The sequence below is a fragment of the Terrirubrum flagellatum genome, from assembly GCF_022059845.1.
GTDB lineage: Bacteria > Pseudomonadota > Alphaproteobacteria > Rhizobiales > Beijerinckiaceae > Terrirubrum > Terrirubrum flagellatum.
Genome location: NZ_CP091851.1, coordinates 1081779 through 1106365, shown reverse-complemented (window position 1 = coordinate 1106365; position 24587 = coordinate 1081779). Strand labels below are relative to the sequence as shown.

The following is a 24587-nucleotide window of genomic DNA, read 5'->3' as shown; positions in this document are numbered from 1 at the left end:
CCACAGCAAGCGCCGTCCACCGCGCCGACGCGCGTGCGCCGGACGGTCCCTAAAAGCCGATCATGTGAAATCGAACGCGCGCCCTTCGCCCCGGGCCGCATTCTCCGCAGCAGACGCGCAAGCCCATCGAACGACCCCTGACAGGCGGCTTCCGATCGTCGCGGAATGCCGCCGCATTCGCCTCACACCGTCCGCATTGGTCGCATCCGGTCACTCCTGCTGAGGAGCCGCCAGATGTCTGTTTCGTGTGCAGCCGGGCATCGCCCGGCGGCAAGCAGCTCAAAACTAACTGACTGATTTTACATATTGTTAACTATCTTGAGCCGCCGAAATCCCGGCCACAGAATTGATGCCTTCCATGTCCTCGCTTTCGGAAGAATCTGATCTGTCGACGAGAATCCGGCCTCCCAGCCCGCCACCGTCAACCGGAGAAGACAAGCACGCAGCCGCGAGCCCCGCATGTCCCAAATGGCATAACCCTAAAATCTCATCATTTCCGCGCCTATCGCATCGCTGCGTGGCGGCGTATGTTGCCGCATATTTCCCAGCGGAACGATGCTCCATGGGCGAGATTTCAGCCGCGGCGCTGGCGAGCGCCGCGGATCGTTTATTTGAATCGGCCGTCGCTGGTGATGGCTGGGTGGACGCGCTGACCGCCTATTCCGAGGCGGCAGGCGCGCGCGGCGGCGTTCTCATGACGGAAATTGACGCCAGGGGAGCGTTGCCACACACATATAATGTGCTTCCGACCGCCAGCGTCGCCGAGCCGGTCGCGGAGTATGTGGCGGGAAAAACGCCTCCCGATCCGCGCGCAAGTCGCGTCTGGCCAAACAGCATCGAAGGCTTCGTCACTGATCTCGAGACTTTTTCAGAAGGCGAGATCAAGCGCGACGCATTCTATCAGGATTTCCTTCATCCCATCGGCTTCGGTTGGCACGCCTGCGCGCATTTGCAGGAATGGCCGGGCGGCCGTCATTTTTATCTGAGCCTGAAGCGCGCCTATCGGGATGGCCACTATCAGAGGCCTCAGATCGCCCTGATCAACGCTTCGCTGCCTGCGCTGCGCAACGCCGCGATCGTGGCTCACGCGCGCTATAATAGCGAGACGAGCGGATACACGCAGGCGCTCGGTTCGCGCGGTGAAGCGATTTTCGAGATCGACGCTACCGCGCGCATGCTTCGCTGCAACGAGGCGGGCGCTGCTCTCCTCTCAGCCAGCGATATCACGCTTGTCCATGGTCGGCTCGCCGCGCAGCGCAACGATGATCATCGACGGCTTGAGCGCGCGACGGCCCCTGCTCTCGCTCGCCCCGCAGCAAGCGGTTTTGCGGTGCTGTCAACCAATGACGCCGCGCGTCGTCTGGTCGTACGCACGATGCCGGTGATTGGCGACGCGCGCACGGTGTTTGGCGCGGCGATGGCGCTCGTGATCGTCGAAATCTGGCGCCAGCCTGACGCGCCGTCGGCGCAGTTCGTGCGTGCGCTGCGCGAGGCGTTCGGCCTCACGCAGATGGAAGCTCATGTCGCGTCTCTGATCGCTGCCGGGGTTTCGCCCGCGATGACGGCTCGCGCGCTGAAAATCGCCGAAGGCACGGCGCGAAACCACCTCAAGGCCGCCATGGCGAAAGCCGGCGTCGCGCGGCAGGCGGAACTCGCTGCAATCACAGCCCGTCTCGTCGGCTGACCCTCGATTATTGCGGCATCAGCTACGCGCCGTGACTAGCGCTCGCTCACTTCCTTGAGCGAAAGCCGCTCCTCCACCCCATCTGCGGACCGCACGAAGCTGCGACCGTTCACCGGCGTCCATCCATCCTCCGGGCGCGCGATCTCGCGCATCATGTCGCGCGCCTTGTCCTCGGTTGCGCACGGCCCGCCGACGATCTCGGCCCATTCTCCTGAACTTGAGCCGATGCGCTGCACGATGAAAGGCATTGCGTCTCCGCTTTGAGGCGTCATCAGGGTCGGGAACACGCTCGGCGTCCCTGGATTCTCTGGAAAGAGACGCCGCCGCTTCCGCGGAGGGGGGAGGCTGGAAGCGGCGGCTTTAGGGCGTCTGTCAATGAAGACGCTGGGGCATTTTCACCAAGCCGCGACCGTCAGCAAGACCGCCAACCGATAGCCGTCATGCATTGCGTGCTTGATATAACACGGTGAAATCGTTCGCCGGATAAGAATGGCGCGACCAATTCGATCGAAATATCTAAAAAATCGAGGCGTCCGAGATGCTTCAACTCCGAGAGAAATCTTTCACCAACCTTTATTCACGCGCCATCGATCTCTTTCAAAGCGGCGTCATGTTCGAGTCATACTGTCGCCTCCTTCTGCTGGCGCATTGCGCGCGACCAACCGATGGAGGCGTCGATGCTCGCGGACCTGCTTCCAGAAGCTGTCGGAGCGCGCATACAGGTCAGGAACAATCGCGGTCTCGAGCGCAAGATCGAGGCCTATAACTTCCTGCCGACGCGTGTGGACGCTGATGCGACGATATTCGCCCGTATGGCGCCGAACCATGTGGTGCTGATCGGGGCCGAGGCAGCGCGTAGAGAGCCAATCACGCCAGCCGAAATTGCGGAGATCCGCGTTCTCGATCACGGTCCGTTGAGTTCGTAATCGATGGGTTGTGCGGCGCAGCGACCTGCTGTGCTGCGCTGCAAAACTCAAAGAGAACTTCTGACGCGTAACTGAAACGTCGTTTCAGCATTCAGACTTTCGCACGCGCCTCGTTTCCAGCGAACGAGGCGATGATCGCTTCACCCATACGAATGAAATGGGCGCAGGGCCCTTCCGCGCCGACGCTCTGGCGGCTGACGCGCGCGCCTTCAAGAAGGAGAGTCAATGCATCTGCCAGAAGATCGGCCTGAGCGACGCCGGCGCGGCCACAGAGGTCGGCCAACCGATCGCGCTGCTTCGTCTTGAACTCCTCGATCACCTTGCGTGCGGGATGGTCCCGCTCCGCAAGCTCGACCGCCGCATTCGCCATGTCGCAACCGCGACTATCGCTCGTCACGCATTCCGCGCCGAAGCGCACCCAGCGATGAAGCTGGGCCATGGGATCGCCCGGATGCGCCTTCTCGATCTCGCGCCAGAAAGAATCTGCATCGCACGCCACTTCCCGCAGACAGGCCACCACCAGATCGTCCTTCGACCCGAAGTGGCGATAGAGGGTCATCTTGTTACTGCCGGCGGCGTCGGCGATGGCGTCGACGCCAATTCCGCGGATGCCGTGCTTCCGGAAAAGATCGCGGGCGGTGCCGACGATCCGGTCCCGCGGACGAGGCCGCAAGGCGCCTTCCTGGTCCATGACTGTTTCCTCGGCCCGAAAAACTATCGTTGCGGCACTTGACGAACTGTTACCGATCTGTAACATCACTTTGTTACTTACCTGTAACACCCGATCTGGCGCCGGGTCAAGATGGCGAGTTTCGCGAAGCGCCACAGCGATTTAGCTCACGATGAGCCCGTGCTCGCGGTGGCCGGCCGAATCTGGTTGGCGTGGCGGCGATGGGCTTGAGTCACGGAAGCGAGGAGACCGACATGACTTGCTATGCCGATCTGTCGATCGATGAAGCTCTGGCTGATCCGATGATCCGCCTTGTCATGAGCGCCGATCATGTTGAGCCCCGCGCGCTCGAAACGACGCTGCGAGCGGCCGCGAAACGCATCGACGGAAACGCATTGCGCTATTCGCCAGAGCCAGACTCGTCGTGGCGATCCCTCGTCGACTACTGCCATGTTTGGGCGCAGCCGCCTGCTAACGCCCTCACGCGCGCCGGCCGAGCCGCGCGCGATCTCTGCGGAGCCCCCTGCGCGTGGTAAGTTTTTTCATTCAGCGGCCGATCTTCGCGTCGGCGATCGCCATCATCATGACGCTCGCCGGCGGCATCTGCTATTTCCTGCTGCCCGTTTCACAATTCCCCGACATCACGCCGCCGCAGGTGGTGGTGAGCGCGCGCTATCCCGGCGCGAGCGCGCAGGTCGTCGCCGATACGGTGACGACGCCGCTAGAACAGCAGCTCAACGGCGTGCAGGGCATGACCTACATGTCCTCGACGAGCTCCAATGATGGCTCCTCGAACATCACCGTCACTTTCGATGTCGGCTATCCCCTCAGCATCGCGGCAGTCGATGTGCAGAACCGCGTCTCACAGGCGGCCTCTTCTCTGCCGGCGATTGTCAATCAAGGCGGCGTTACGATCAAGAAGCAGAACCCGAACTTTGTCCTGATCGTGGATCTTACATCGCCGGACAACTCGGTCGATCCGGTGACGCTCAGCAACTACGCCTATTTGCAGATTCTCGATCCGCTCAAGCGCCTTCCCGGCGTCGGCGACGTGCAGATTTTCGGCGAGCGGCGCTATTCCATGCGCATCTGGCTCGATCCCGACAAGATGGCCAATCTCGGCATCACGGCGGTCGATGTGCAGAACGCGATCGCCGAACAGAATGTGCAGGTCGCGGCCGGAAAAATCGGCCAGTCGCCGGCGCCGGTCGGCACCGCCTTCGAGATGCAGGTCAACGCGCTCGGACGTCTGAGCGATCCCGAGCAGTTCCGCGACATCGTCGTGCGCGCCGATGCGGCGAGCGGCGCTGTCGTGCGCCTGCGCGACGTCGCGCGCATCGAGCTCGGCGCTTTGCAATACGCTTCCTCGGCCTTTTTCGGCGATAAGCCGACCGTGGTGTTGGGCGTCTTCCAGATGCCGGGATCGAACGCGCTCGACCTGCAGAAGAACGTGCAGGCAAAGATGAAGGAATTGTCAGCGCGATTCCCGAAGGGCATCGAATACGCGATCCATTACGACACGACGCGCTTCGTCTCGGAATCGATGACCGACGTTCTGAAGACACTGGGCGAGGCGCTGATCCTCGTGATTCTCGTCGTTTTTGTCTTCCTGCAGAGCTGGCGCGCGACGATCATTCCGACGCTCGCCATCCCCGTGTCGCTCATCGCGACGCTGATCGTGATGTATTTGCTTGGCTTCTCGCTCAACATGCTGAGCTTGCTCGGCATGGTGCTGGCGATTGGCCTCGTCGTCGATGATGCGATCGTCGTCGTCGAGAATGTCGAGCGCCAACTCGAAGCCGGATTGCGCCCCCTCGCCGCTGCGCGCAAGGCGATGCAAGAGGTGACGGGCCCGATCATCGCCACCACCGCGGTGCTGATGGCGGTCTTTATCCCTGTCGCCTTCATTCCAGGCGTCGCGGGCCGACTCTATAACCAGTTCGCGCTCACCGTCGCGATTTCTGTCGGCCTCTCCGCCTTCAATTCGTTGACACTCAGCCCGGCGCTCAGCGCAGCGTTTCTGCGACATCGTCCTCCGCCGACATTCTTCGCTTTCCGCTGGTTCAATGCGGGTTTCGACTGGCTGTCGCACGCTTACGCGCGCGGCGTAAGTTGGCTGATCCGCCTGAAATGGGCTGTTCTGGCGCTGTTCATCGCGGCGCTCGGCGCGACCTGGTGGGTGTCGCAGCGCATTCCCTCGACCTTCCTGCCCGTCGAGGATCAGGGCTATTTCTTCGTCGTCATCCAGTTGCCCGATGGCGCCTCGCTCGAACGCACGGACGCGGTCGCGAAGAAGGCGCGTGAGATTCTCCAGAACACGCCCGGCGTCGAAATCGTTGGCTCGATCAGTGGTCTGAACTTCCTCACCAACGCCGCGCAGTCGAATTCGGCCGTCGAATTCGCCATCCTGAAGCCCTGGGCCGAGCGTCCGCCGGAACAGAACGCTTCCGCGATCGTCAACAAAGTGCGTCCGTTGCTGCTGGGAATTCCGGAAGCCTTCGCGCTCAGCTTCGATCCGCCATCGATTCCCGGCCTTGGCGCCACTGGCGGGTTCGAATTCCAGGTCGAGGATCTGAGCGGCCGCGGCAGCGCGGCGCTCAACGAAGCGACGCAGGCAGTGATCGCGGAGGCGCGCAAGCAGCCTGAGATTAACGGCCACCAGCTCTTCACCACGTTCAGCACGTCGACGCCGCAATTCAACTATGACCTCGACCGCAACAAGGCGAAGCTGCTCGGCCTCAACCTGCCCGACGTGTTCAACACGCTGCAGATCTATCTGGGTTCGCTCTATATCAATGACTTCAACCTGTTTGGCCGCACGTTCCGCGTGACCTTGCAGGCGGAGAACGATGCGCGCGCATCTGCGACCGATATTTCGCGGCTCTATGTGCGCAACGCCGCAGGCGGCATGGTTCCTCTCTCAACGCTTGGCGAACTGAAGCCGATCGTCGGACCTGAGACCGTGCCACACTACAACAATTATGGCTCTGCGCTCATCAACGGCGCCGCCGCGCCCGGCTTCAGCTCGGGACAGGCCGTGGCGGCGATGGAGCGCGCGGCGGCGACGGCGTTGCCGCGCGATTTCAGCTACGAATGGACCGGCATCACCTTCCAGGAGTTGAAGGCGGGATCGATAGCGACTGTTGTCTTCGCACTCGCGATCGTGTTCGTATTCCTCATCCTCGCTGCGCAGTACGAAAGCTGGTCCATGCCCTTCATGGTCCTGCTTGCGGTGCCGCTCGCGCTGTTCGGCGCGCTGCTCGCTCTCTGGTTGCGGCAGATGCAGATCGACGTCTATTCGCAGATCGGCTTCGTGATGCTGATCGGGCTTGCCGCGAAGAACGCGATTCTGATCGTCGAATTCGCGAAACGCCGCCGCGAGGAAGGCGTCGAGATTATCGAGGCCGCCATGGAGGCGGCGCGGCTGCGGTTGCGTCCGATCCTCATGACAGCATTCGCCTTCATCCTTGGCGTCGTGCCGCTGATGATCGCAAGCGGCGCCGGCGCTGCGAGCCGCCAGTCGCTTGGCACCACCGTGTTCGGCGGCATGCTGGCGGCGACGCTGCTGACGCTGATCTTCGTGCCCGTGTTCTACGCCGTGATTGAACAATGGCGCGAGCGCGGCGGTAAGCCCATCCATCAATCAGGCCACATGCCGCCGGCGAACGATATCGCGCCAGCGGCGCAGGCCGCGGAATAGGCAGGATCACATCATGAGAAGCTGGAAAATCGGCCTTGGAGCTGTGATTGTCGCCGCTGGCGTCGGCGCAGCAGTCCATATCGTGCGCAAGAGTCCCGGCGTCGCCGGCCACCCCGCTGATGCAGCGCCGGCCGCTGCAGCGTTCGTCATGCCGGTGCCGGTGACGCCGATCATCAAGAAGACGATCCCGATCTATCTCGAATATTCGGCGCGCACGGAATCGATCCGCAACATCGCGCTGCAGGCGAAGGCGTCCGGATATCTTCAGGAGCAGGCCGTCAAGGACGGCGCCGACGTGAAGGTGGGCGATCTTCTCTACAAGATTGATCAACGCGACTATCAGGCGGCGCTCGATCAGGCGAAGGCGCAGGTCGAGCGCGACTCCGCGTCGCTCGACTATCTCCGCTCCAATCTCAGCCGCGGCAATGAGCTTGCGCGCAGCGGTTATCTCGCCAAGGACACGTTCGATCAGCGCTCCAGCGCCGTGCGGCAGGCGGAAGCGGCGCTCTCCATGTCGCGGGCGGCCGTACGCACCGCCGAGCTCAATCTCGGCTATTCCGAAATCCGCGCGCCGTTTGATGGACGCCTAGGCCGCAATCAGGCGCCGGTCGGCACGCTTGTCAGCGCGGCGGGGACGACGCTCAACACGCTCGTGCAGCTCGCGCCGATTTATGTCACCTTTAATCCAAGCGAATCCGATCTTGTCGAAATCCAGAAGGCGCGCGCGGCCGGCCGGATCGAGGCGGAAGTGCTGCTCCCCGGCGAAGCGAAGGCGACTCATAAGGGCGAAGTCACCTTCGTCGACAATGTGGTCGAGCGCGGCACGGGAACGATCGTGGCGCGTGCGACGATCGAGAACGCGGATCGGAAGCTCCTGCCAGGGCAATATGTGCGCATCCGCCTGTTCCTGCGCGAACAGCCCGATACGCTGATGGCGCCGCAAACTGCGCTCGGCTCAAGTCAGCTTGGCAAATATGTTTATGTCGTCAGCGCGAACAGCACGGTGGAACAGCGCCTCGTCGCGTTGGGCCCGACGCATGGCGATCTCGTCGCCATAACGAAGGGCGTCGCTGAAGGCGACCAGGTCATCGACGGCAATCTCCAGAAGATCGGCCCTGGCGCGCCTGTGAAGCCGATTCCGAAGCAGGCGGCCGGGAGCTGAGGCGCCAGTCTCGCCGCGAGTCCGCCACACTCGCGGCGCGGCCCTTCCGATAACCAAGGCCAGCAAATTCTGGCTTTGGGCGGAGTTGGCATGATATGTGCGCTGCAACATCATGCTTCAGCGCCTCCGCATCGCCGCCGCCGTGATCGGCGTCCTCTGTCTCGTGACGATCATCTTCGTCACGCTGTCGCCGATCGACTGGCGGCCGAAGACGGGCGAACCAGCCAATATCGAGCGATTTTTGGCCTTCATGGCCCTCGCCGGCGCATTTGTGCTGGCTTGGCCCCGCCGCTGGGCGCTGACGCTGGTGTTGATCCTGGCGGGCGGCGGCGGTCTTGAAGCGGCTCAAAATTTGCTGCCGGACCGCCATGGGGCGCCGCTGGACTTTTTCGCCAAGGCGATGGGCGCAGCGGCAGGCGCCGTGCTGGCGCTCGCCGTTGACTACCTCGCCAAGCGCTTGCAGCCTCGCAACAGCGGCGCATAGGCCGCTGCGAGCGCTCCGCGCCGGCTAAGTCGCCTCGGACACGCGCCCGAACAGATCGCGCGAGCGCACCTTGTAAAAGGCCGGGCCGGCATCTTCGCGGCTGACATAGACGGTAGAGAGCAACCCGATCGGATTAACGACCACGTAAGGCCCCTGCTCCCGCTCGCTGCGCAGCACATCATAGAGCCTCACATTTGAATCTGGCTCCGCATCCCAGAACAGCAGCGCGTTCACGCCGCCATGCAATGCTTTCTGCCGCGTGATTTTCAGAGTGCGCACGGGCGCCGGCGCAGCATCGCCTCGCTTCTCCACAACGACAAGAGCAACGCCAGGCAGAGCGAGTGTAATGTTGCGTCTCAGCGCTCCGTCCGCTCCGACCTGTGCGATCTCTGTTGTCAGCGCCGGCTCCTGCGCCGCGCGCATCGCAGCGAGTTCATCGGGCGTCGGATCATCGGGAGCGCCGAGTGCTTCCCACACCGAGAACGGATCGCCCTTCCCGTCCGAGATCATGAATGTCGCGATCGCATAGGTTCCCGGCTCCAGGCCTTCGATCGTCAACTCGACCTGCCGCTCGCCCGACTGCCAGATGCGATCCACGCTGTTGTAGAGAAGGGCGGCAGCGCCTCCCTTGGTTCCGGTCGCCACAAGCCCGAGCCCGTTTTCATCAGGATTGAGCGCATCGCCAGCAACAGCGAGTTTCTTGTCGCCGAGCAGCGCGAGAAGCTCCATCACGGATAGCGCCGGCTTCTTCACGAGATCGAACGGCTCATCGACTTCGACGCGGCAATCAAGCGCGCCAAGATCGGTCTTGTGTTCGGACTGCGCAAGCCGGAACGCGCGCTTGCCGAAATAGGTGAGATGCGTGCGGTGGCCCCAACCGCCCATGAACCCGTTGTCGTTGCTCAGAAGCCCGTAATTGACGCTCTCCCCTTCGATCATCACACGCTGATGCTGATTGATGATCTTGGCGGCGATGCCCGCGAAATAAGGCGTCGCATGCCAGGTGTGATAGAGCTGCCAGCCGATCTGCGGATCGCATTCATTGTTGATGAAAGGCAGATGCGCAAAACGCGGGTGGTTCTTCCTGACGTAATCCACCGCCATCATCTCATGGCGGCAGATGCCGAGACTGTTCGGCGTGATATCTTCGGGGTGCTTCTTCGCGCCCTTTTCATGAACTGAGATGAAGTCGATCCGCACGCCGGTCTCGCCAGTGAAAAAGTTGCGACCCGTGTCGCAATGCTTCAGCAACGATTTGAAGATCGGCGGAAGGCGGCGCGCGACGCCTGGCCCGCCGAAGCGCAACTCGGGATCGACAGCGCGCAAAGCTTCCGAACAGGCGTCGTAATAATTGTTGAACCCGGTCTCGCCGCCAAGTTTCCACCAGATGTCGGGTTCGTTCCAGGTCTCGAAATACCAGCGTCGGACCTCATCGATCCCGCAACGGTCGCGACAACGCTCCGCAAGCGCGACCATGAAGTCACGCCAGTGATGAACCTGATCCCGTTCATTGAAATCGGTGAAGAGATAGGACGGGTTGCCCATGAGCTCAAAGAACGGACGCAATCTCCGCTCCAGCATAACGTCGATCGCACGATCGAGCCGCGACCAGTCATAGGCGCCTAACCCGCTCGCGGACACGAGATCGAGCATATAATGCACGCGCACGAACTCGATGCCGGCGTTCGGAACCGCTCCCACAAATGTCAACGTCTGCTGCATCTCCGGCTCCAGCAAGAGCTCCGCCGGGGAGAACCCGGTTGAGCGCCAGAATGGAACAAGCGGCCCCTTGCTCTGGCGCGTGTCGATGCGAAGGCGTGTGCAGCCGGTCATTGCGGGCTCTCTTTGAAACGAAGATGGCGTTGGATTATTTGAATTTGTCGCGCATCGCCTGGATGCCAGGAATTGCGCCGACGAGATGCGCGTGGCGAGGATCGAAGCTCTGGATGAGTCCGTGGCTTTCACGCCCGACGAGAATTGTGAAGATGTAGGATTTGTGGCCGGGCGAGGTCGCCGTCGGGTGATAGCCGCGATCGACGAGCACGGTATCGCCGTCGCGCGTCATGAAGCAATTTTCGCACCCCTCTTCATAGAGAAGTTGCACGCCAAAGCCCGTCTCCGGCTGGAAGCGGTAGTGATAAAGCTCCTCGTGCGATGTTTCCTGACCCGAAATATCCGTGTCGTGCTTGTGCGGGGGATAGCCGGACCAGCAGCCCTCATCGGCATAGAGTTCGCTCACCAGAAGATTGCCGGTGCGGTCACGCGTCGACTGGCCAAGAATATGGAAGATGCGCCTGCGGCTATGCGTCCCCTGCGATCCGACGTCGACCATCTCGACATCCTGCGGCGACACGCGAAATGCGCGGTGAACTTGTTTGCAGATTGCGCCACCGATCGCGATCTCGACCGGGCCTTCAAGCGCCTCGACGCGGATTTGCGATCCCACTGGCGCATAGACGGAGTCGGCGGCGCCGGACCAGACGTCCTCTCGCCCGCCGACCGATGCGAAACGCTCGCCATTGATCACAATATCGGTCGTGCCCGACATCGCCACGCAGACGCATTCGTGGCGCGGCAGGCGATCTTCGAAAATCTCGCCGCGCCCTAACCGCACGAGATTGAAATAAGTGCGCTCCATCGCTGGATTGTCGATCACGACAGGGCGGTTGCGATTGTCGCCACGACGGATGATCTCAGGCATATCCGACCCTTGCAAAGAGGCTCATATCCACGCCCTGCAGTTGCAGCGCATCCGCGTGATGACAGGCGACGCTGCGCCCCCCGATCGCGCGGAGTTCGGGAATTTCCGCTCTGCATCGCTCCGAGGCGAAACGGCAGCGTGGATGAAAGGCGCATCCACTCGGGCGATTCGCGGGATCCGCGACCTCGCCGGGCAGATGGATGCGCCGGCCTTTGCGCTTGAAGACGGGGTCAGGGATAGGCAAGGCGGAGATCAGCGCCTCGGTGTAGGGATGGAGCGGCCGTAGGAACAACGCATCGGCGTCTGCAATCTCAACCACCCGGCCGACATACATCACGACCACGCGATCGCAGATATATTCGATGACGCTGAGATCATGGCTGACGAAGAGATAGGTCAGCCCAAACTCCTGCTGGAGATCGCGCAGCAGATTGAGCGTTTGCGCGCGGACGCTGACGTCAAGCGCCGACACGGCCTCATCGAGAATAACGAGCCGTGGGTTGGACGCCAGCGCGCGCGCCACACCGATGCGCTGCCGCTCGCCACCCGAGAACGCATGGGGATAACGACGCGCATATTCCGGCCGGAGGCCAACGCGGCGTAACAGGTCGCGTACGCGACTCTCAATCTCACGCGCCGGCGCCAACTTGTTGACCTTCAGAACCTCGCCGACAATATCGCTGACGCGCAGCCGCGGATTGAGCGACGCCTGCGGATCCTGGAAAACGATCCGCATGTCCGTGCAATACGCAAGCCGCTGATCCTCGCTCAGAGCTGTCAGATCGACGTCGCCGCCGCTCCTCTCGCGATAGGTGATCTTGCCTGCGCTCGGTTGATGAATGCCGAGAATGCAACGCGCCAGGGTCGACTTGCCGCAACCGGATTCGCCGACGACGCCGAGCGTCTCTCCGGCGCGGATGTTGAATGAGACGTCATCGACTGCATGAACCGCCGGCCGTTTTCCCGTGAACAAGCCGCCACGCGACGAGAAGCTCTTGCCGACGCGACGCAATTCAAGCAGCGCTGGAGCCGCATCAGCCATGGAGACGAACCTCCAGCGGCGCAGGCGCTCGCTCAGACGTCGGCCGACGCGCTTCATCCAGCACACAGCGGACCGAACGTCCCGCGCCGATCGCTATATTCGCGGGCGCGCTCACATCGCAGACGCCTGAAATCGCCTTGTCGCATCTCGGATGAAAGTCGCATCCGGCCGGCCGATCGAACGGGGACGGCACAAGACCCCTGATCGTCGCCAGACGCGTCGCTTTGCCGGCGCCGAGACGCGGAACCGAACGCAGCAGCGCGCGCGTGTAGGGATGGCGGGGATCGTAGAAAATATCCTCGACCGCGCCGCGTTCGACGACTTTGCCCAGATACATCACGACAACTTCGTTCGCGACTTCCGCGACAACGCCAAGATCGTGAGTGATAAACAGGATCGAGAGGCCGTACTCGGCCTGCAATTCTATCAGCAAATCGAGAATGTTCGCCTGCGTCGTCACATCGAGCGCAGTGGTCGGTTCATCCGCGATCACCAGTTTCGGTCGGCACGCCAGCGCCATGGCGATGCAGACGCGCTGACGCATGCCGCCGGAAAACTCGAAGGCATAGCTATTCAGGCGTTCTTTCGGCCGCGTAAGACCCACGCGCGCCAGCATGGCGGCCGCACGATCCGCAGCCTCACGCCAACTCAGATTCAGATGCCGCTTGATGACCGGCGTCATCTGTTGGCCGACGGTGTGAACCGGCGATAGCGCCGCCATCGGCTCCTGCGAAATCAGCGAAATCTCCTTGCCCCGCAGCGCCCGGATGGCGCGGCCGGTTGGCGGCAGCGCGCTGACGTCGATCGTTCTGCTGTCGTCAGGTCGGTAGACGACGCGTCCGCCGGCGATGCGCGCATTATGCGGCAAGAGATTCATCAGCGAGCGGCCGGTCACGCTCTTTCCAGAGCCCGACTCGCCGACGATGCACACCGTGCGCCCGCGTGGAATCGAGAAGCTCACCCCGTCGACGGCGCGCACGACGCCATCATCCGTATCGAAGTGGACCTTGAGATCGTCGACCTCGAACAGCGCTGGTGGCGGCGCGTCGATCTTCGTGCGCGCGTCAAGCATAGGGATCAGCCGCATCGCGAAGACCGTCGCCGAGAAAATTGAGAGACAGCACGGCGATGACCACCGCGAGGCCCGGCAGGAACAGCCAGGGCGCATTCGTCAGCGCGATCAAGCTTTGGGCGTCTTTCAGGAGAACGCCCCAGCTCACAACGGGCGGCTTCAACCCAATGCCGAGAAAGGACAGCGCTGTCTCAGCGAGGATCATCGCCGGAATCGCAAGAGTAACCGAGGCGATGATGTGACTAGTGAAAGACGGCACCATATGCCGCCAGATCACGCGCTGGCGACTGCACCCGTCGAGGCGCGCCGCGACGACAAAATCTTCCGTCTTCAACGAGAGAAAGCGGCCGCGCACGACGCGCGCAAGATCGGTCCAGCCTATCAGCGAGAGGATGACTGTGATCCAGAAATAGACCAGCAGAGGGTCCATGCGTTCGGGGATCGCCGCCGCGAGACCCATCCAGAGCGGAATGGTCGGGATCGATTTGAGGAAGTCGATCGTGCGCTGTAAGGCTTCATCGGCGAAGCCGCCATAATAGCCGGATATGCCTCCAAGCAGCACCCCAAGAAACAGGCTGATCGTGACGCCGACGAGGCCAATCGACATCGACACGCTTGTGCCAAGAATTGTGCGGCTGAACATGTCGCGGCCGAGCCGGTCCGTGCCCCAGAGATGCATCGGTGAGGCCGGATCGATCGGGCCAAAGAGCCGCCGCTCCATCGGGATGAGCCCAAAGAGATGATAGGGCTCGCCCTTCACGAAGAAGCCGACCGGATGAATCTGGTTCGGGTCCTCCACGAAGCGGCGCGTCAGCGCCACCGGGTCGAGCTGCGACCGAAGTCCGTTCACATAAAACAGCGCGGTCTCGCCGGACGCCACCTTGCCGAACATCTTCACGGTCTGCGGCGGCATATAGACGAGCCTGGAATTATAGGCGTCGGCCGAATATGGCGCGATGAATGGCGAGAAGAGCGCCACCGTATAGATCAGGATAACGACGATCGCGCTCCACCAAGCGAGGCGATGCTTGCGGAAACGACGATAGACCAGAGCGAACTGCCCGAGTTCGCCCGGACTGCGATTGGGAGGTGCAATTGCGATCGCTGGCGACGCGTCAGTCATGCCGCGCCTCAGAGATAGCGCACGCGTGGATCAAGCCACGCGAGCAGAAGGTCGGAGAGCAAGGTGCCGAGGATCGTCAGCGCGCTGAGCACGAGAATGAAGCTTCCCGCGAGATACATGTCCTGCGCGAGAAGCGCCTGCAGGAGCAGCGGACCGGCTGTGGGCAGGCTCAGCACCACGGATACGATCACAGCGCCGGAAAAGAGTTGCGGAAGAACCCATCCGATCGTCGACACAAACGGGTTCAAGGCGACGCGCACGGGATATTTGAACAGCAACTCTTTCTCACCAAGGCCGTTCGCTCGCGCCGTCTGCACATAAGCCTTGTGCAACTCATCGATAAGATTGGCGCGCAATACCCGGATCAGAGCGGCGGCGCTGCTCGTCGACAGGATAAGCACAGGTAGCCAGAGATGCGCGAGTAGATCGACGGTCTTCGCCCAGCTCCACGGCGCATTGACATAAGCGGGCGAGAAGAGGCCGCCGACGCTGAGGCCGGCGAAGCGCGACAGCGCATACATGGCCGCCAGCGACAGGAGAAAGCTCGGCGCCGACAGGCCGATGAAGCCGAGAAACGTGATGAGATAATCAAGGCCTGAATAGCGTCGCACGGCGCTGTAGATGCCGATCGGCAACGCCAGCGCCCACGTCACCATGAGCGTTACGAAGGACAACAGCGCAGTCAGCCCCATGCGGTCCCACATCAATTCGGAGACCGGCTTGTTCCATTCGAACGACTGGCCGAAGTCGCCGCGCAGAACAATGCCGCTGATCCAGCGCCAGTATTGAACGTGCCAGGGCTGATCGAGGCCATAGCGCTGCTTGAGGCCCGCGAGCGATGCGCTATCCATATCGCCGCCCTGCTCAGCCATCTTACCCGCGAGCGACGTCAGGAAATCGCCGGGCGGCAACTGGATGATCAGGAACGCCACGATTGAAACCACCGCGAGCGTGCAGATCGTATAAAGCAGGCGACGGGCGAGAAAGCGCCACATGCACGGCTCCCGGATGACGGCGCGGCGAAGGGCCGCCGCGCTCGCTCGCGTCAGTTGATGAAATACTGCTCGGGGTTGGTCGGCCCAGGCGTCACGTAGAAAGCGGTGTCGGGCATTTCCTGCGGCACATTGTGGAAGTTGTTCTTCACGATGCCGTAATTGTCAGGGTCCATGTCGGTTCCGATCACGTAGAACTCGTCCTTCGTGATCTTGAGAATCTGGCGCATCAGTTCGAGCTGACCCTTGATGCCGACCGTCTTGAGAAGCTCGGTGTAAAGCTCCTGCTGTTTCTTGCCGGGCGGCAGCGGCTCTTCCGCATTGGGATCACGCGGATTCTGATAATAGATTCCCCAGGCGGAACCGAAGGCCGACTGGTTCTCGTACGGAAAATACCATTTGGGATCGAGCAGGCCCAGGAAATCGTAGCCGCCGCCGCCGATCCAGACGAGTGCCTCATGATCATTGGCAAGCTGACGCGCAACCGAGAACGAAGATTCGATCGGCTTCGGCTGCATGTCGATCCCGATCGCGCGCCAGTACTTCCGGATCAGCTCGAGCGCATCGATGTGATCTTTGCGCGCCGTCAGAACATCGATCGAAAAGGCGATGCGCTTGCCATCCGGCGCGAGTCGAAAATTCTGCGCGTCACGTTTGGCGAAGCCGGCCTTGTCGAGGAGTTCGTCGGCGGCCTTCGGATCATATTTCGTGTATTGCGTCGCCAGCGTCTCGTCATAGAGAGCTGTATTCGGCCGCGGCGCCGCCTGATAGGGCCTGCTTTGGCCGGAATAGAGAATCTCGTTGAGCTCGTCGCGATTGATTGCGAGCGACAGACCCACGCGGAAGTCGCGATTGCGAAACACCTCGCGCAGGCCGGGATTTTTCACTGTTTGATTGAGGCAGATCAGCATGCCGTTCGACCAGGCGGGCCGCACTTTGAACAAACGGTAAGCGCCTTTCTCCTTGTTCTGCGCCAGCACGATCGTCGTTTCGATCGAGTTGAGACGCTGCGCCTGCATATCGAGCTCGCCATTGACAGCCTTGAGGATGACGCCTTGCACATCGCCCATTATGTCGAAAGTGACGCGATCGATGTAGGGAAGCTGGCGACCTTCGGGATCGACCTTGAAATAATAAGGGTTGCGCTCCGCCACGACCTGCGATGTGCCTGAATAAGGCACCGACAATTTCCAGGGATCGAGCACGGGGCGAGACGCATCGCGCCAGCGATCGGGCGATTGCCAGGTGCCGATCTTCGACTGGATCAGCGCCGACCAACTCGGCGCGCCCGCAGCCTTCGCCTCCTGCTCGGCGTTTGGATTATATTTCTTGTGGAATTTCTTGAGATAATGCGCCGCGGACGCCGTCAGGATGTCCGAGCCCTGATTGCTGGCGAGATAAAGCAACAGCATGCCGTTTGCAGCGGTAAAGCGGAACTTCACGGTGTAATCATCGACCTTCTCGACAACGACGGGATCATTGCCGGCGCGCAGCCATCGCGGCACGGAAGGCGTGATCTCCTTGTTCATGAGCACATCATTGTACCAGAACATGATGTCGTCGGCGGTGAAGGGCGCGCCGTCTGACCATTTCATGCCCTTGCGAAGCTTGAATGTGTATTCGGTTCCGTCGGGCTTTGCCTCGACGCTCTCGGCGACATCAGGGATGACGTCCGTCCATTCCGGATTCCAGCGCACCAGTCGCGTATAGCCGACTGTGCGCTCGATCAAACCATCAGAGCCGCCAACCAGCGCCTGACGCCAGGTTCCGCCGTACACGCCGGCCTTCTCGACCGGCTTCACCACCAATGGCTTCTCAGGCAGTCGTTGCGCCACGGGCGGCAACTTTCCTGCCGCGACGTCTTTGGCTAGGCCGGGCGCCTCCGTGTAGTCCGCGGCTGCGACCGAGCCGACCGCGCTCATCGCCAAACACAGGACAGCGCTCTTCAGCACGCAGCTGGCGTTGAACATGCCTTCCTCCCATGTCGCCTTTCTCGGCCGAAACCGGGGCTTTCTGAGAGAATAACGTTATCGTTATCTCTCGGTCAACTGGCAAAAATGTGCGATTGGCAGGTCTATACCTGATCTGCTATTTGCAGCTTCGATCTGATCCGCCGACAAATGCGATAACCATACCGCAGTGCAATGACGATCGCAGACGACCGTTCTCCGCCGCGGCCAGCGACTATAACGGATGTCGCGACGACGGCGCGCGTCTCGCCGATGACCGTCTCCCGCGTGCTGAATGGACAGAGCGGCGCCAGCATCGAAACGCGCCAGCGCGTTCTCGACGCGGCTGCCGCCCTCGACTATCGGCCCAACGCCTTCGCGAAGAATCTGCGCAAGGATCGCTCGAAGATCGTTGGCATCGTTGTGCCGGACATCGTCAATCCCTTCTTTCCCGAGATCATTCGCGGCGCGGAGCTGGCCGCGCGGCCCGCAGGCTACACGCTTATCACCACCAATGTGGTGGAGGATCCGGCGCGCGAACTTGAAGCGCTCGATGCGCTGCGCGATCGGCGCGTCGACGGCATGATCCTGTGCAGCGCGCGCCTCGACGACAAGACGCTCATGCGCGCCGCCGCATCGCATCGCGCAATGGTGGTGATCAACAGGGTGCTGCCCAAAAGCGTCGCGGGGTCGATCGAGATCGACTATCGCACCGGCGTCGAAACGCTGGTCGAAAGCCTGATTGCGAAAGGCCGTCGACGCTTCGCCTATGCCGGCGGCTTGCCTACCTCCTATGGCGGCGCGAAGCGCCGCGAAGGCCTCGGAGCAGCTCTTACTCGCCACAACCTCAAGCTGATCGCGAATCTGCCCTCCTCGCCGGATCTGCCTGGCGGCGCCGCTGTCGCGCGCGAGATCGGCGCGCGGCGAGCAGAGATCGACGCCGTGATCTGCTACAACGATCTCGTGGCGATCGGCATGATCGGCGCGCTCAAAGCGAGCGGCGTGAAGACGCCCGATGATATCGCCGTGACCGGCTGCGACGACATTTTGCTCGCGGCGCATGTGTCGCCGGCGCTGACGACGCTGCGCGTCGACAAGGAGGAGCTCGGCGAACTCGCAATGCGCATGCTTCTCGATCGGATCGAACGACGCAACATCCAGCAGCGCATCATCATCGAACCCGACATCATCTTTCGAGACTCAGCCTGACGGAGCCGGCTGCGGCGCTTTCGCCAACAACGCGGCTCGTTACTCCGGAAAGACGATCGGCCGATCGAATGTGAGTTTCGCAATGGTGTCGACCGCACGTTGATGCGCGCTTGCTAATGTTAGATGGACGAAGCCGCCATCGATTTTCGCGCTTAGCTCGCCGCCGGTCAGCATCTCGCTTGCAACCAGCGAAGCCTCATGCGGAACAGGGAGCCGTAACGTGTTGTTCTGATGCGGCCAATGCTGGACATGGAGATAGACGACATTGTCACGATGGGTTGATCCGCCCCATGTCCAGCTTGGATAGGGGCCACCTTTCGTATTGTAGATGCTTTCCCCGTTCTGCGAAAGCCACCGGCCCATTTCCAGCAGCACCTCTTCCGCCGCGGGCGGAAACAGGCCCAGCGAATCCGGACCGACATTAAGAAGAAAGTTTCCGCCGCCTGTCGCCGAGCCCAAGAGGAGACGAAGGCATTCCGTTGTGCTCTTCACCTGCTCGTCGAAGCCATATGACCAGCGTTTCGTGATGGTGACGTTGCTCTCCCACGGCCGGTCCGGCATGTAAGCGCCCACGCGCTGCTCCGGCGTCTCATAGTCGCCTTCAACGCCCGCTCGATCATTGATCACCATGTCAGGCTGCCAGCGACGCATCTTCGCAATCAATCGCTCGGAATCCCACCAGTCCGCCCCTTCCTTGCGGCCATAGAGAAGCGGCGTCTTCGACACGCGCGTCTTGCTCTCATCGAACAGCCCGTCAAAGAAAAAGATGTCGACCTTGCCGTAATTGGTGCAGAGTTCCTCCACCTGGCTGTGGAAATATTCGACATATCTCGCATGGCGCTCGGTGCCGTAATCGGGATGGCGCCAGTCGGGCTGCGAATAATAGTAGCCCAATCCGAAATCATGGCGATGGCATGCATCCGACAATTCGCGCACGATATCGCGCCCGAACGGACACTCAGGCGACGTCACTTTGTAGTCTGTGTGTTTGCTGTCGAAATTGCAGAATCCATCGTGATGCTTGGTCGTGAAGACGATGTATTTCATGCCGGCCGCTTTGGCGGTGGTGATCCAGCGATCCGCGTCGAAATGAATCGGATTGAAATACTTGTAGAGTTGATCGTAGAGCGCTGCGGGGACGCGCACGCGTGGCACAGAGCCGCGATCGCGAGGCGATTGATTCAAGCGTTCCGGTTGATAGGGATTTTCGCGCCCCCAGCTCAATTCCGTGCCGATCACCGAGCACGGACCCCAATGGACGAAGAGCCCGAAGCGCCAGGACATGAATTTTTCGATGTCGGCCACGATATCCTCCCGCTTTGATCAGCTTCTCGCCATTTGACCCGCTGCTTGCCGCGCGCCGGCTTCGCCTCGAATATCGCGGCAGGAATCGCCCGCGATGAAATAGGGATGAAATATCCGTTCGCGCGGCGGCGCCACATCGTCAGGCGCCATGATGCGCTCCAGCAGCCATTCGATTGCGACGGCGCTGATATCATTGATTGGCTGAGCCGCGGTTGTGACCCGCGGCCGCACGAGGCCGCTCCATGGCACGTCGTCGATTCCAGCGAGCGAAACATCGCCTGGACAATGAAACCCCAGATCGAAAATCACCTGCAGCGCGTTCAGCGCAATCGCGTTGTTAGCGCCGATGATCGCAGTAGGACGATCTGGCCGCGTCAACAGCGACGTCGTCGCAGCATAGGCGCCATCACCCTTGTAGCTCGCGCGTAGGCAAAGCGATGAATCCACCTCGACGCCTGCGCCGCTCATCGTCTCGACAAAGCCGCTAAGGCGCTCGTCGGCGGTCCATAACCCTTCGCCGCCGCTGATCATCGCGATCCGTCGATGGCCCAGACGGAGCAGATATTCGACCAGCATCCGGATCGTGGCGCGATTATCGACGCCGATGAAATCGCGTGCGAGGCCGGGCACACGCTGATCGACAGTTACGAGCGGCGGCAGCTTTCGGCTCTCGATCTGCTTCAGGATGTTGGCCGCATGGCCCACGGGGGTGAGCAGAATGCCAGCCACATGCTGGCTGCGAAGATGATCGAGAATGGAGGGAACGCGCGTTTCATCATCATCGATATCAGACACGATGACGGAATAGCCTGCAGCAATGGCCGCCTTCTCGACAATGCGCACCATTGCGCCCCAGAATGGATTTGCGATGTCGGCGACCACCACGCCGATCAATCTGCTTTTCCCGAGGCGAAGGCTGCGCGCGAAGCTGTTCGGGGAATAGCCGACGGCCTCGGCCGCAGCCCAGACGCGTCGCCTCGTCTCGTCGCTGACGCGGCCGGACTCATTCAAGGCCGCTGATACGGTGGCGATCGAGACCCCCGCCGATTTCGCGACATCCCGAATATTGGCCATACCCTGCTTTCGATGCGAATGCTGAAACGTTTCGTCGCTTGAATAGCCGAAACTTGGAATTGCCGCCAGCCCGCTTATTCATGAAAACTGCATGCTCGCTGCATTGCAACGATACATGCGCAGATCGTGGCAAGCGATACCGATTGCCATTCGCTGGACGCGATGCTAGTTAGCCAAAACGTTTCGTCAATTAACGCTGAGCAAGTCGAAGCACACCGGCCACACGTGCGACTACGAGCTCATTTGCTGGCCGACCGCCTTTGCGCGGTTTCGCGCGGCGGCTGACGGGAGAATTGAGCAGGCAATCAAGCACATCCCGACGCCGGGAATTCAACAGCGAGAATGTCAATGAGCGGCCGGCCCATGTCGTCGTCCGCCGAAACGGGAGGACGCGATGCATCGCATGTTCAGGACATTCCGGTCATGGCTCGGCGCTGGCGCGCTCGCGCTCGCCGCCCACGCGGCTCACGCTGAACCAGTGAAACTCACCTGGTTCATGTGGTCAGGGTCAGAGGCGGAGGTGACTGCGTGGAAGCACGTCGCGAGCCTCGTGACGCAGAAACATCCTGACATCACGGTCGAGTTTCAGACCACATCCTTTCTCGACTACTGGACCAAGCTGCCGGCGCTCGCCGCCTCCAATTCGCTCCCTGATATCGTCAGCCTGCAAAGTCTGCGCGCTCCCGGATTCGCCGAGCTCATGGCGCCGCTCGATGACCGCATCAAAGCCGACAAGTTCGATATCGACGCATTCGATCCATCGATCATGAAAGGCCTGTCGCGCAACGGCAAACAGTTCGCCTTACCCTACGATTTCGGCCCGCTGATGCTCTATTACAATCACGAGATGTTCGTGAAAGAGGGCGTTCCGCTTCCCAAGCTTGGCTGGACTGAAGCCGACTTCATGAAAGCGGCAAAGGCGCTGACCAAAGACGGCAAATTCGGCTTCTCGCTCAGCGTGCCTGACGCCTTCGTAGTCTTCGCGCGTTCGAAGGGCGCGAAATACCTCAACGATAAGGGCGATCTCGATCTCACCAACGCCGGATTGAAAGGCGCGTTCTCACAATACGCTAAGCTCGTTAATGACGACAAAGTCGCGCCGCTGCTGCCTCCGACCGGCAGTCAGTCCTCGACCGTATCGAATGGCCGCTTTTCTGCAGGCAACGTCGCAATGTATGTCGATGGTCCGTGGCAGCTCATCAATCTCAAGCGGAAATCGAGCTTCACGATTGGCGTTGCGCCTGTTCCAGCGCGCGAAGCCGGAAGTCTCACCGTAAGCGCCGGTTCCGGCTTTGGAATCGCGGCGACCAGCAAGAACAAGGACGCCGCCTGGAAAGCGATTCAGGTGATGACGGGGCCTGACGCCGAGAAATATCTTGCGGAAGCAGGTCGTGCTTTCCCCGCGCGCAAGGACTTCCAGAAATACTGGTATGATGTCGCCGCCGAGGGCGTCGCCGGCGCGCGCGAGGCGATCCCGGCCGCGCTGACCAATGCGGCGCCCTTCGTGACGACGCCGAACTGGGCCACGGTCGCATCGACATTCGAACAATATGCGCCGCTGGCATTCGGCGGCTCGGAAACGCCTGACAAGGTGCTGGAGACTATTCAGAAGCTCGCTTCGCAATGACGCAGCGGGCGAGGCTATCGCCTCGCCTTTATTCTTCGCGCTGCGCGCGCATAGGAGAAGCGAATGACGCGCGAGATCGCGATCGAACCGCAAGCGATCATGATGCCGGCAACCGCAATTTCATCGCCTGTGGTCCACCGCTCGAAAAGCGATCTCGGCGTCGCAACGCTGTTTCTGCTGCCTAGTTTTCTCGGTCTCAGCGCTTTCCTGATTTTTCCGCTCACCGCCTCTCTGTGGCTCAGCTTCACCAACTGGCAGGTGATCGGGCAGGCCAGATTCGTTGGCTTCGCGAACTATATCAATCTCGCGACCAACGATCCGATATTCTGGCAAGTTCTGCGCAACACGCTTTTCTACACGGCCGAATATCTCGCTCTCAACATCGTCCTCTCCCTCGCGATGGCGGTTTGGATCAACAGCCTGTCATGGGGAAAGACGTTGTTCAGGCTGGTTTTCTTCTTGCCGACATTCACGCCTCTGGTTGGCGTGTCGCTGGTCTGGCTGCTGATCCTGACGCCGGGCGGAATTATGGATTGGACGTTTCACGCGCTCAATCTCTCGATGCCAAACCTGATCATCAATCCGAATTTCGCGATGCAGGCGCTCGTGCTCGTCTCGCTCTGGTCGCACTTCGGCTACAACATGCTTCTGTTCGGCGCAGCGCTGGAATCAGTTCCCAAAAACTATCTTGAAGCCGCCGAGATCGACGGGGCGACGGCCTGGCAGCGTTTCTGGAGGATCAAGCTGCCGCTCATCTCGCCCTCTCTGTTCTTCGGCACCGTGCTGACGGCGATCACCAGCATGCAGACCTTTGATCAGGTCTATGCGTTGACCCATGGCGGCCCCGGCTCCGCGACCACGACGCTCGGCTATGCGATCTACACGCAGGGCTTCGTCACCTACAAGTTCGGTTACGCCTCGTCGATCGCCTGGGTGCTCTTCGCGATCATCATGCTTCTCACCGCCTTGCAGCTTCATCTGCAGAAACGATGGGTGAACTATGACGCCTGACGCTGCAGATCGCCTGCCTGCGAGCAGGCTCGTCTCCATGCTCTCGCATGCGGGACTCATTGTCGTCGCCGCGGGCTTTCTCTTTCCCTTCTTCTGGATGATTTCGAACGCGCTGCGCACTGATGCTGAAGTGTTCGCAATACCCCCCGTATTGCTCCCCAAGGAAATCCAGTGGAGGAACTTCGTTCAGGCTTGGCTCTATCTCCCCTTCGGGCGCTTCTTTCTCAACAGCGCCTTCGTCTCGGCCTCAATCACCGCGATCGTACTTGTCGTCTCAAGTCTCGCCGCCTACGCCTTCGCTCGCATGAAATTTCCAGGGCGGAGCAGTCTCTTCGTTGTCTATCTCGCAACCCTGATGGTGCCGCAGGCCGTCATCGTCATTCCACTCTTTCTGATGATGAGCGCGCTCGGCTGGGTCAACAGCTATCAGGCGCTCATCGCGCCAATGGCGTTCAGCTCTTTCGGCGCGTTTCTGATGCGTCAGTTCTTCCTGACGATTCCCGACGAGCTTGAGGAAGCGGCTCTGGTCGACGGCGCATCGCGCCTGCGCATACTTCTCACCATCTTCGTGCCCTTGTCGAAACCGGCGCTCGGCCTGCTCGCCTTGTTCACATTCACAGGGCAGTGGAACTCCTTTCTGTGGCCGCTAATCGTCGTGAACGGGCCGACCTACGCCACGCTTCCGCTCGGACTGACGCTGTTTCAGGGTCAGCAGGGAACGGAATGGACCTACATGATGGCGGGCGCCACGATCTCGATGGCGCCGGGCCTCATCCTGACGATCCTTCTTCATCGCTACATCTTCGCGGGGATCGCGATCGGCTCCGGATTCGGAGGGCGCTGACGCGAATAAGCG

The 24587-nt window shown here is 61.2% G+C and carries 21 protein-coding genes; 9 read left to right on the top strand and 12 right to left on the bottom strand.

The window, feature by feature from the left end; translation table 11 throughout:
• The first annotated feature begins 562 nt into the window (after positions 1-562).
• Positions 563-1684, top strand: coding sequence for a helix-turn-helix transcriptional regulator (locus tag L8F45_RS05500; protein WP_342361881.1), 1122 nt, complete (start codon positions 563-565; stop codon positions 1682-1684).
• A 35-nt stretch (positions 1685-1719) separates the two neighbouring features.
• On the opposite strand, the gene L8F45_RS05495 is transcribed toward L8F45_RS05500, so the two are convergent.
• A complete protein-coding gene (locus L8F45_RS05495; RefSeq protein WP_342361880.1) occupies positions 1720-1932 on the bottom strand; it encodes a hypothetical protein in 213 nt (70 codons plus the stop codon).
• Between the two features lie 429 nt (positions 1933-2361).
• On the opposite strand from L8F45_RS05495, the gene L8F45_RS05490 reads away from it, so the two are divergent.
• Positions 2362-2610: a hypothetical protein gene (locus tag L8F45_RS05490; protein WP_342361879.1), complete on the top strand. Its 249-nt coding sequence runs from the start codon at positions 2362-2364 to the stop codon at positions 2608-2610.
• A gap of 91 nt (positions 2611-2701) precedes the next feature.
• Here L8F45_RS05490 and L8F45_RS05485 read toward each other — a convergent pair whose 3' ends face one another.
• Together L8F45_RS05485 and L8F45_RS05480 are read right to left on the bottom strand one after the other, a co-directional pair.
• A complete protein-coding gene (locus L8F45_RS05485; protein WP_342363369.1) occupies positions 2702-3301 on the bottom strand; it encodes a TetR/AcrR family transcriptional regulator in 600 nt (199 codons plus the stop codon).
• A 146-nt stretch (positions 3302-3447) separates the two neighbouring features.
• Positions 3448-3732 carry a hypothetical protein gene (locus L8F45_RS05480; RefSeq protein WP_342361878.1) on the bottom strand — a complete coding sequence of 95 codons (285 nt, stop codon included), beginning with the start codon at positions 3730-3732 and terminating at the stop codon, positions 3448-3450.
• Positions 3733-3809: 77 nt separating this feature from the next.
• On the opposite strand from L8F45_RS05480, the gene L8F45_RS05475 reads away from it, so the two are divergent.
• From L8F45_RS05475 to L8F45_RS05465, 3 genes are all read left to right on the top strand, one after another.
• Entirely contained in the window at positions 3810-6980 is a 3171-nt protein-coding gene (locus tag L8F45_RS05475) for an efflux RND transporter permease subunit (protein ID WP_342361877.1), read from the top strand.
• Between the two features lie 13 nt (positions 6981-6993).
• The gene (locus tag L8F45_RS05470) at positions 6994-8142 is read left to right on the top strand and encodes an efflux RND transporter periplasmic adaptor subunit (RefSeq protein WP_342361876.1); all 1149 of its coding nucleotides are present in this window, start codon (positions 6994-6996) and stop codon (positions 8140-8142) included.
• Between the two features lie 163 nt (positions 8143-8305).
• On the top strand, positions 8306-8626 hold the full coding sequence (locus L8F45_RS05465; protein WP_342361875.1) for a VanZ family protein: 321 nt from the start codon (positions 8306-8308) through the stop codon (positions 8624-8626).
• Between the two features lie 24 nt (positions 8627-8650).
• On the opposite strand, the gene L8F45_RS05460 is transcribed toward L8F45_RS05465, so the two are convergent.
• The 7 genes from L8F45_RS05460 to L8F45_RS05430 are packed head-to-tail and all read right to left on the bottom strand — an operon-like array spanning position 8651 to position 17526.
• A complete protein-coding gene (locus L8F45_RS05460) occupies positions 8651-10459 on the bottom strand; it encodes a GH39 family glycosyl hydrolase (RefSeq protein WP_342361874.1) in 1809 nt (602 codons plus the stop codon).
• A 34-nt stretch (positions 10460-10493) separates the two neighbouring features.
• Positions 10494-11327: a 5-deoxy-glucuronate isomerase gene (locus tag L8F45_RS05455; protein ID WP_342361873.1), complete on the bottom strand. Its 834-nt coding sequence runs from the start codon at positions 11325-11327 to the stop codon at positions 10494-10496.
• On the bottom strand, positions 11320-12369 hold the full coding sequence (locus L8F45_RS05450) for an ABC transporter ATP-binding protein (protein ID WP_342361872.1): 1050 nt from the start codon (positions 12367-12369) through the stop codon (positions 11320-11322). Before L8F45_RS05450 ends, L8F45_RS05455 begins: the two co-directional genes overlap by 8 nt.
• Positions 12362-13441 carry an ABC transporter ATP-binding protein gene (locus L8F45_RS05445; RefSeq protein ID WP_342361871.1) on the bottom strand — a complete coding sequence of 360 codons (1080 nt, stop codon included), beginning with the start codon at positions 13439-13441 and terminating at the stop codon, positions 12362-12364. The genes L8F45_RS05450 and L8F45_RS05445 overlap by 8 nt, the downstream gene beginning before the upstream one ends.
• Positions 13434-14564, bottom strand: coding sequence for an ABC transporter permease (locus L8F45_RS05440; RefSeq protein ID WP_342361870.1), 1131 nt, complete (start codon positions 14562-14564; stop codon positions 13434-13436). Before L8F45_RS05440 ends, L8F45_RS05445 begins: the two co-directional genes overlap by 8 nt.
• 8 nt (positions 14565-14572) lie before the next feature.
• Positions 14573-15559, bottom strand: coding sequence for an ABC transporter permease (locus L8F45_RS05435; protein WP_342361869.1), 987 nt, complete (start codon positions 15557-15559; stop codon positions 14573-14575).
• Positions 15560-15609: 50 nt separating this feature from the next.
• The gene (locus L8F45_RS05430; RefSeq protein ID WP_342361868.1) at positions 15610-17526 is read right to left on the bottom strand and encodes an ABC transporter substrate-binding protein; all 1917 of its coding nucleotides are present in this window, start codon (positions 17524-17526) and stop codon (positions 15610-15612) included.
• A gap of 252 nt (positions 17527-17778) precedes the next feature.
• Between L8F45_RS05430 and L8F45_RS05425 the strand changes: the two genes are divergently transcribed.
• A complete protein-coding gene (locus tag L8F45_RS05425) occupies positions 17779-18714 on the top strand; it encodes a LacI family DNA-binding transcriptional regulator (protein ID WP_342361867.1) in 936 nt (311 codons plus the stop codon).
• Positions 18715-18753: 39 nt separating this feature from the next.
• Here L8F45_RS05425 and L8F45_RS05420 read toward each other — a convergent pair whose 3' ends face one another.
• Positions 18754-20019, bottom strand: coding sequence for an alpha-L-fucosidase (locus tag L8F45_RS05420; protein WP_342361866.1), 1266 nt, complete (start codon positions 20017-20019; stop codon positions 18754-18756).
• An 18-nt stretch (positions 20020-20037) separates the two neighbouring features.
• Entirely contained in the window at positions 20038-21093 is a 1056-nt protein-coding gene (locus L8F45_RS05415) for a LacI family DNA-binding transcriptional regulator (protein ID WP_342361865.1), read from the bottom strand.
• Between the two features lie 394 nt (positions 21094-21487).
• Here L8F45_RS05415 and L8F45_RS05410 point away from each other — a divergent pair, with 394 nt between their 5' ends.
• The 3 genes from L8F45_RS05410 to L8F45_RS05400 all read left to right on the top strand — a co-directional run bounded on the left by L8F45_RS05410 (position 21488) and on the right by L8F45_RS05400 (position 24575).
• The gene (locus L8F45_RS05410) at positions 21488-22720 is read left to right on the top strand and encodes an ABC transporter substrate-binding protein (protein ID WP_342361864.1); all 1233 of its coding nucleotides are present in this window, start codon (positions 21488-21490) and stop codon (positions 22718-22720) included.
• 102 nt (positions 22721-22822) lie between these two features.
• Positions 22823-23731, top strand: coding sequence for a carbohydrate ABC transporter permease (locus L8F45_RS05405; RefSeq protein WP_342363368.1), 909 nt, complete (start codon positions 22823-22825; stop codon positions 23729-23731).
• On the top strand, positions 23721-24575 hold the full coding sequence (locus tag L8F45_RS05400; RefSeq protein WP_342361863.1) for a carbohydrate ABC transporter permease: 855 nt from the start codon (positions 23721-23723) through the stop codon (positions 24573-24575). Before L8F45_RS05405 ends, L8F45_RS05400 begins: the two co-directional genes overlap by 11 nt.
• Positions 24576-24587 lie beyond the last annotated feature (12 nt).

Bases quoted from the DNA above. Each gene is read 5' to 3' on its own strand.
- L8F45_RS05445 (WP_342361871.1), bottom strand. From the start codon at position 13,441: ATGCTTGACGCGCGCACGAAGATCGACGCGCCGCCACCAGCGCTGTTC.
- L8F45_RS05485 (WP_342363369.1), bottom strand. From the start codon at position 3,301: ATGGACCAGGAAGGCGCCTTGCGGCCTCGTCCGCGGGACCGGATCGTC.
- L8F45_RS05460 (WP_342361874.1), bottom strand. From the start codon at position 10,459: ATGACCGGCTGCACACGCCTTCGCATCGACACGCGCCAGAGCAAGGGG.
- L8F45_RS05410 (WP_342361864.1), top strand. From the start codon at position 21,488: ATGCATCGCATGTTCAGGACATTCCGGTCATGGCTCGGCGCTGGCGCG.
- L8F45_RS05490 (WP_342361879.1), top strand. From the start codon at position 2,362: ATGCTCGCGGACCTGCTTCCAGAAGCTGTCGGAGCGCGCATACAGGTC.
- L8F45_RS05440 (WP_342361870.1), bottom strand. From the start codon at position 14,564: ATGACTGACGCGTCGCCAGCGATCGCAATTGCACCTCCCAATCGCAGT.
- L8F45_RS05405 (WP_342363368.1), top strand. From the start codon at position 22,823: ATGCCGGCAACCGCAATTTCATCGCCTGTGGTCCACCGCTCGAAAAGC.
- L8F45_RS05480 (WP_342361878.1), bottom strand. From the start codon at position 3,732: ATGGCAGTAGTCGACGAGGGATCGCCACGACGAGTCTGGCTCTGGCGA.
- L8F45_RS05455 (WP_342361873.1), bottom strand. From the start codon at position 11,327: ATGCCTGAGATCATCCGTCGTGGCGACAATCGCAACCGCCCTGTCGTG.
- L8F45_RS05470 (WP_342361876.1), top strand. From the start codon at position 6,994: ATGAGAAGCTGGAAAATCGGCCTTGGAGCTGTGATTGTCGCCGCTGGC.
- L8F45_RS05430 (WP_342361868.1), bottom strand. From the start codon at position 17,526: ATGTTCAACGCCAGCTGCGTGCTGAAGAGCGCTGTCCTGTGTTTGGCG.
- L8F45_RS05400 (WP_342361863.1), top strand. From the start codon at position 23,721: ATGACGCCTGACGCTGCAGATCGCCTGCCTGCGAGCAGGCTCGTCTCC.
- L8F45_RS05450 (WP_342361872.1), bottom strand. From the start codon at position 12,369: ATGGCTGATGCGGCTCCAGCGCTGCTTGAATTGCGTCGCGTCGGCAAG.
- L8F45_RS05415 (WP_342361865.1), bottom strand. From the start codon at position 21,093: ATGGCCAATATTCGGGATGTCGCGAAATCGGCGGGGGTCTCGATCGCC.
- L8F45_RS05495 (WP_342361880.1), bottom strand. From the start codon at position 1,932: ATGCCTTTCATCGTGCAGCGCATCGGCTCAAGTTCAGGAGAATGGGCC.
- L8F45_RS05425 (WP_342361867.1), top strand. From the start codon at position 17,779: ATGACCGTCTCCCGCGTGCTGAATGGACAGAGCGGCGCCAGCATCGAA.
- L8F45_RS05500 (WP_342361881.1), top strand. From the start codon at position 563: ATGGGCGAGATTTCAGCCGCGGCGCTGGCGAGCGCCGCGGATCGTTTA.
- L8F45_RS05435 (WP_342361869.1), bottom strand. From the start codon at position 15,559: ATGTGGCGCTTTCTCGCCCGTCGCCTGCTTTATACGATCTGCACGCTC.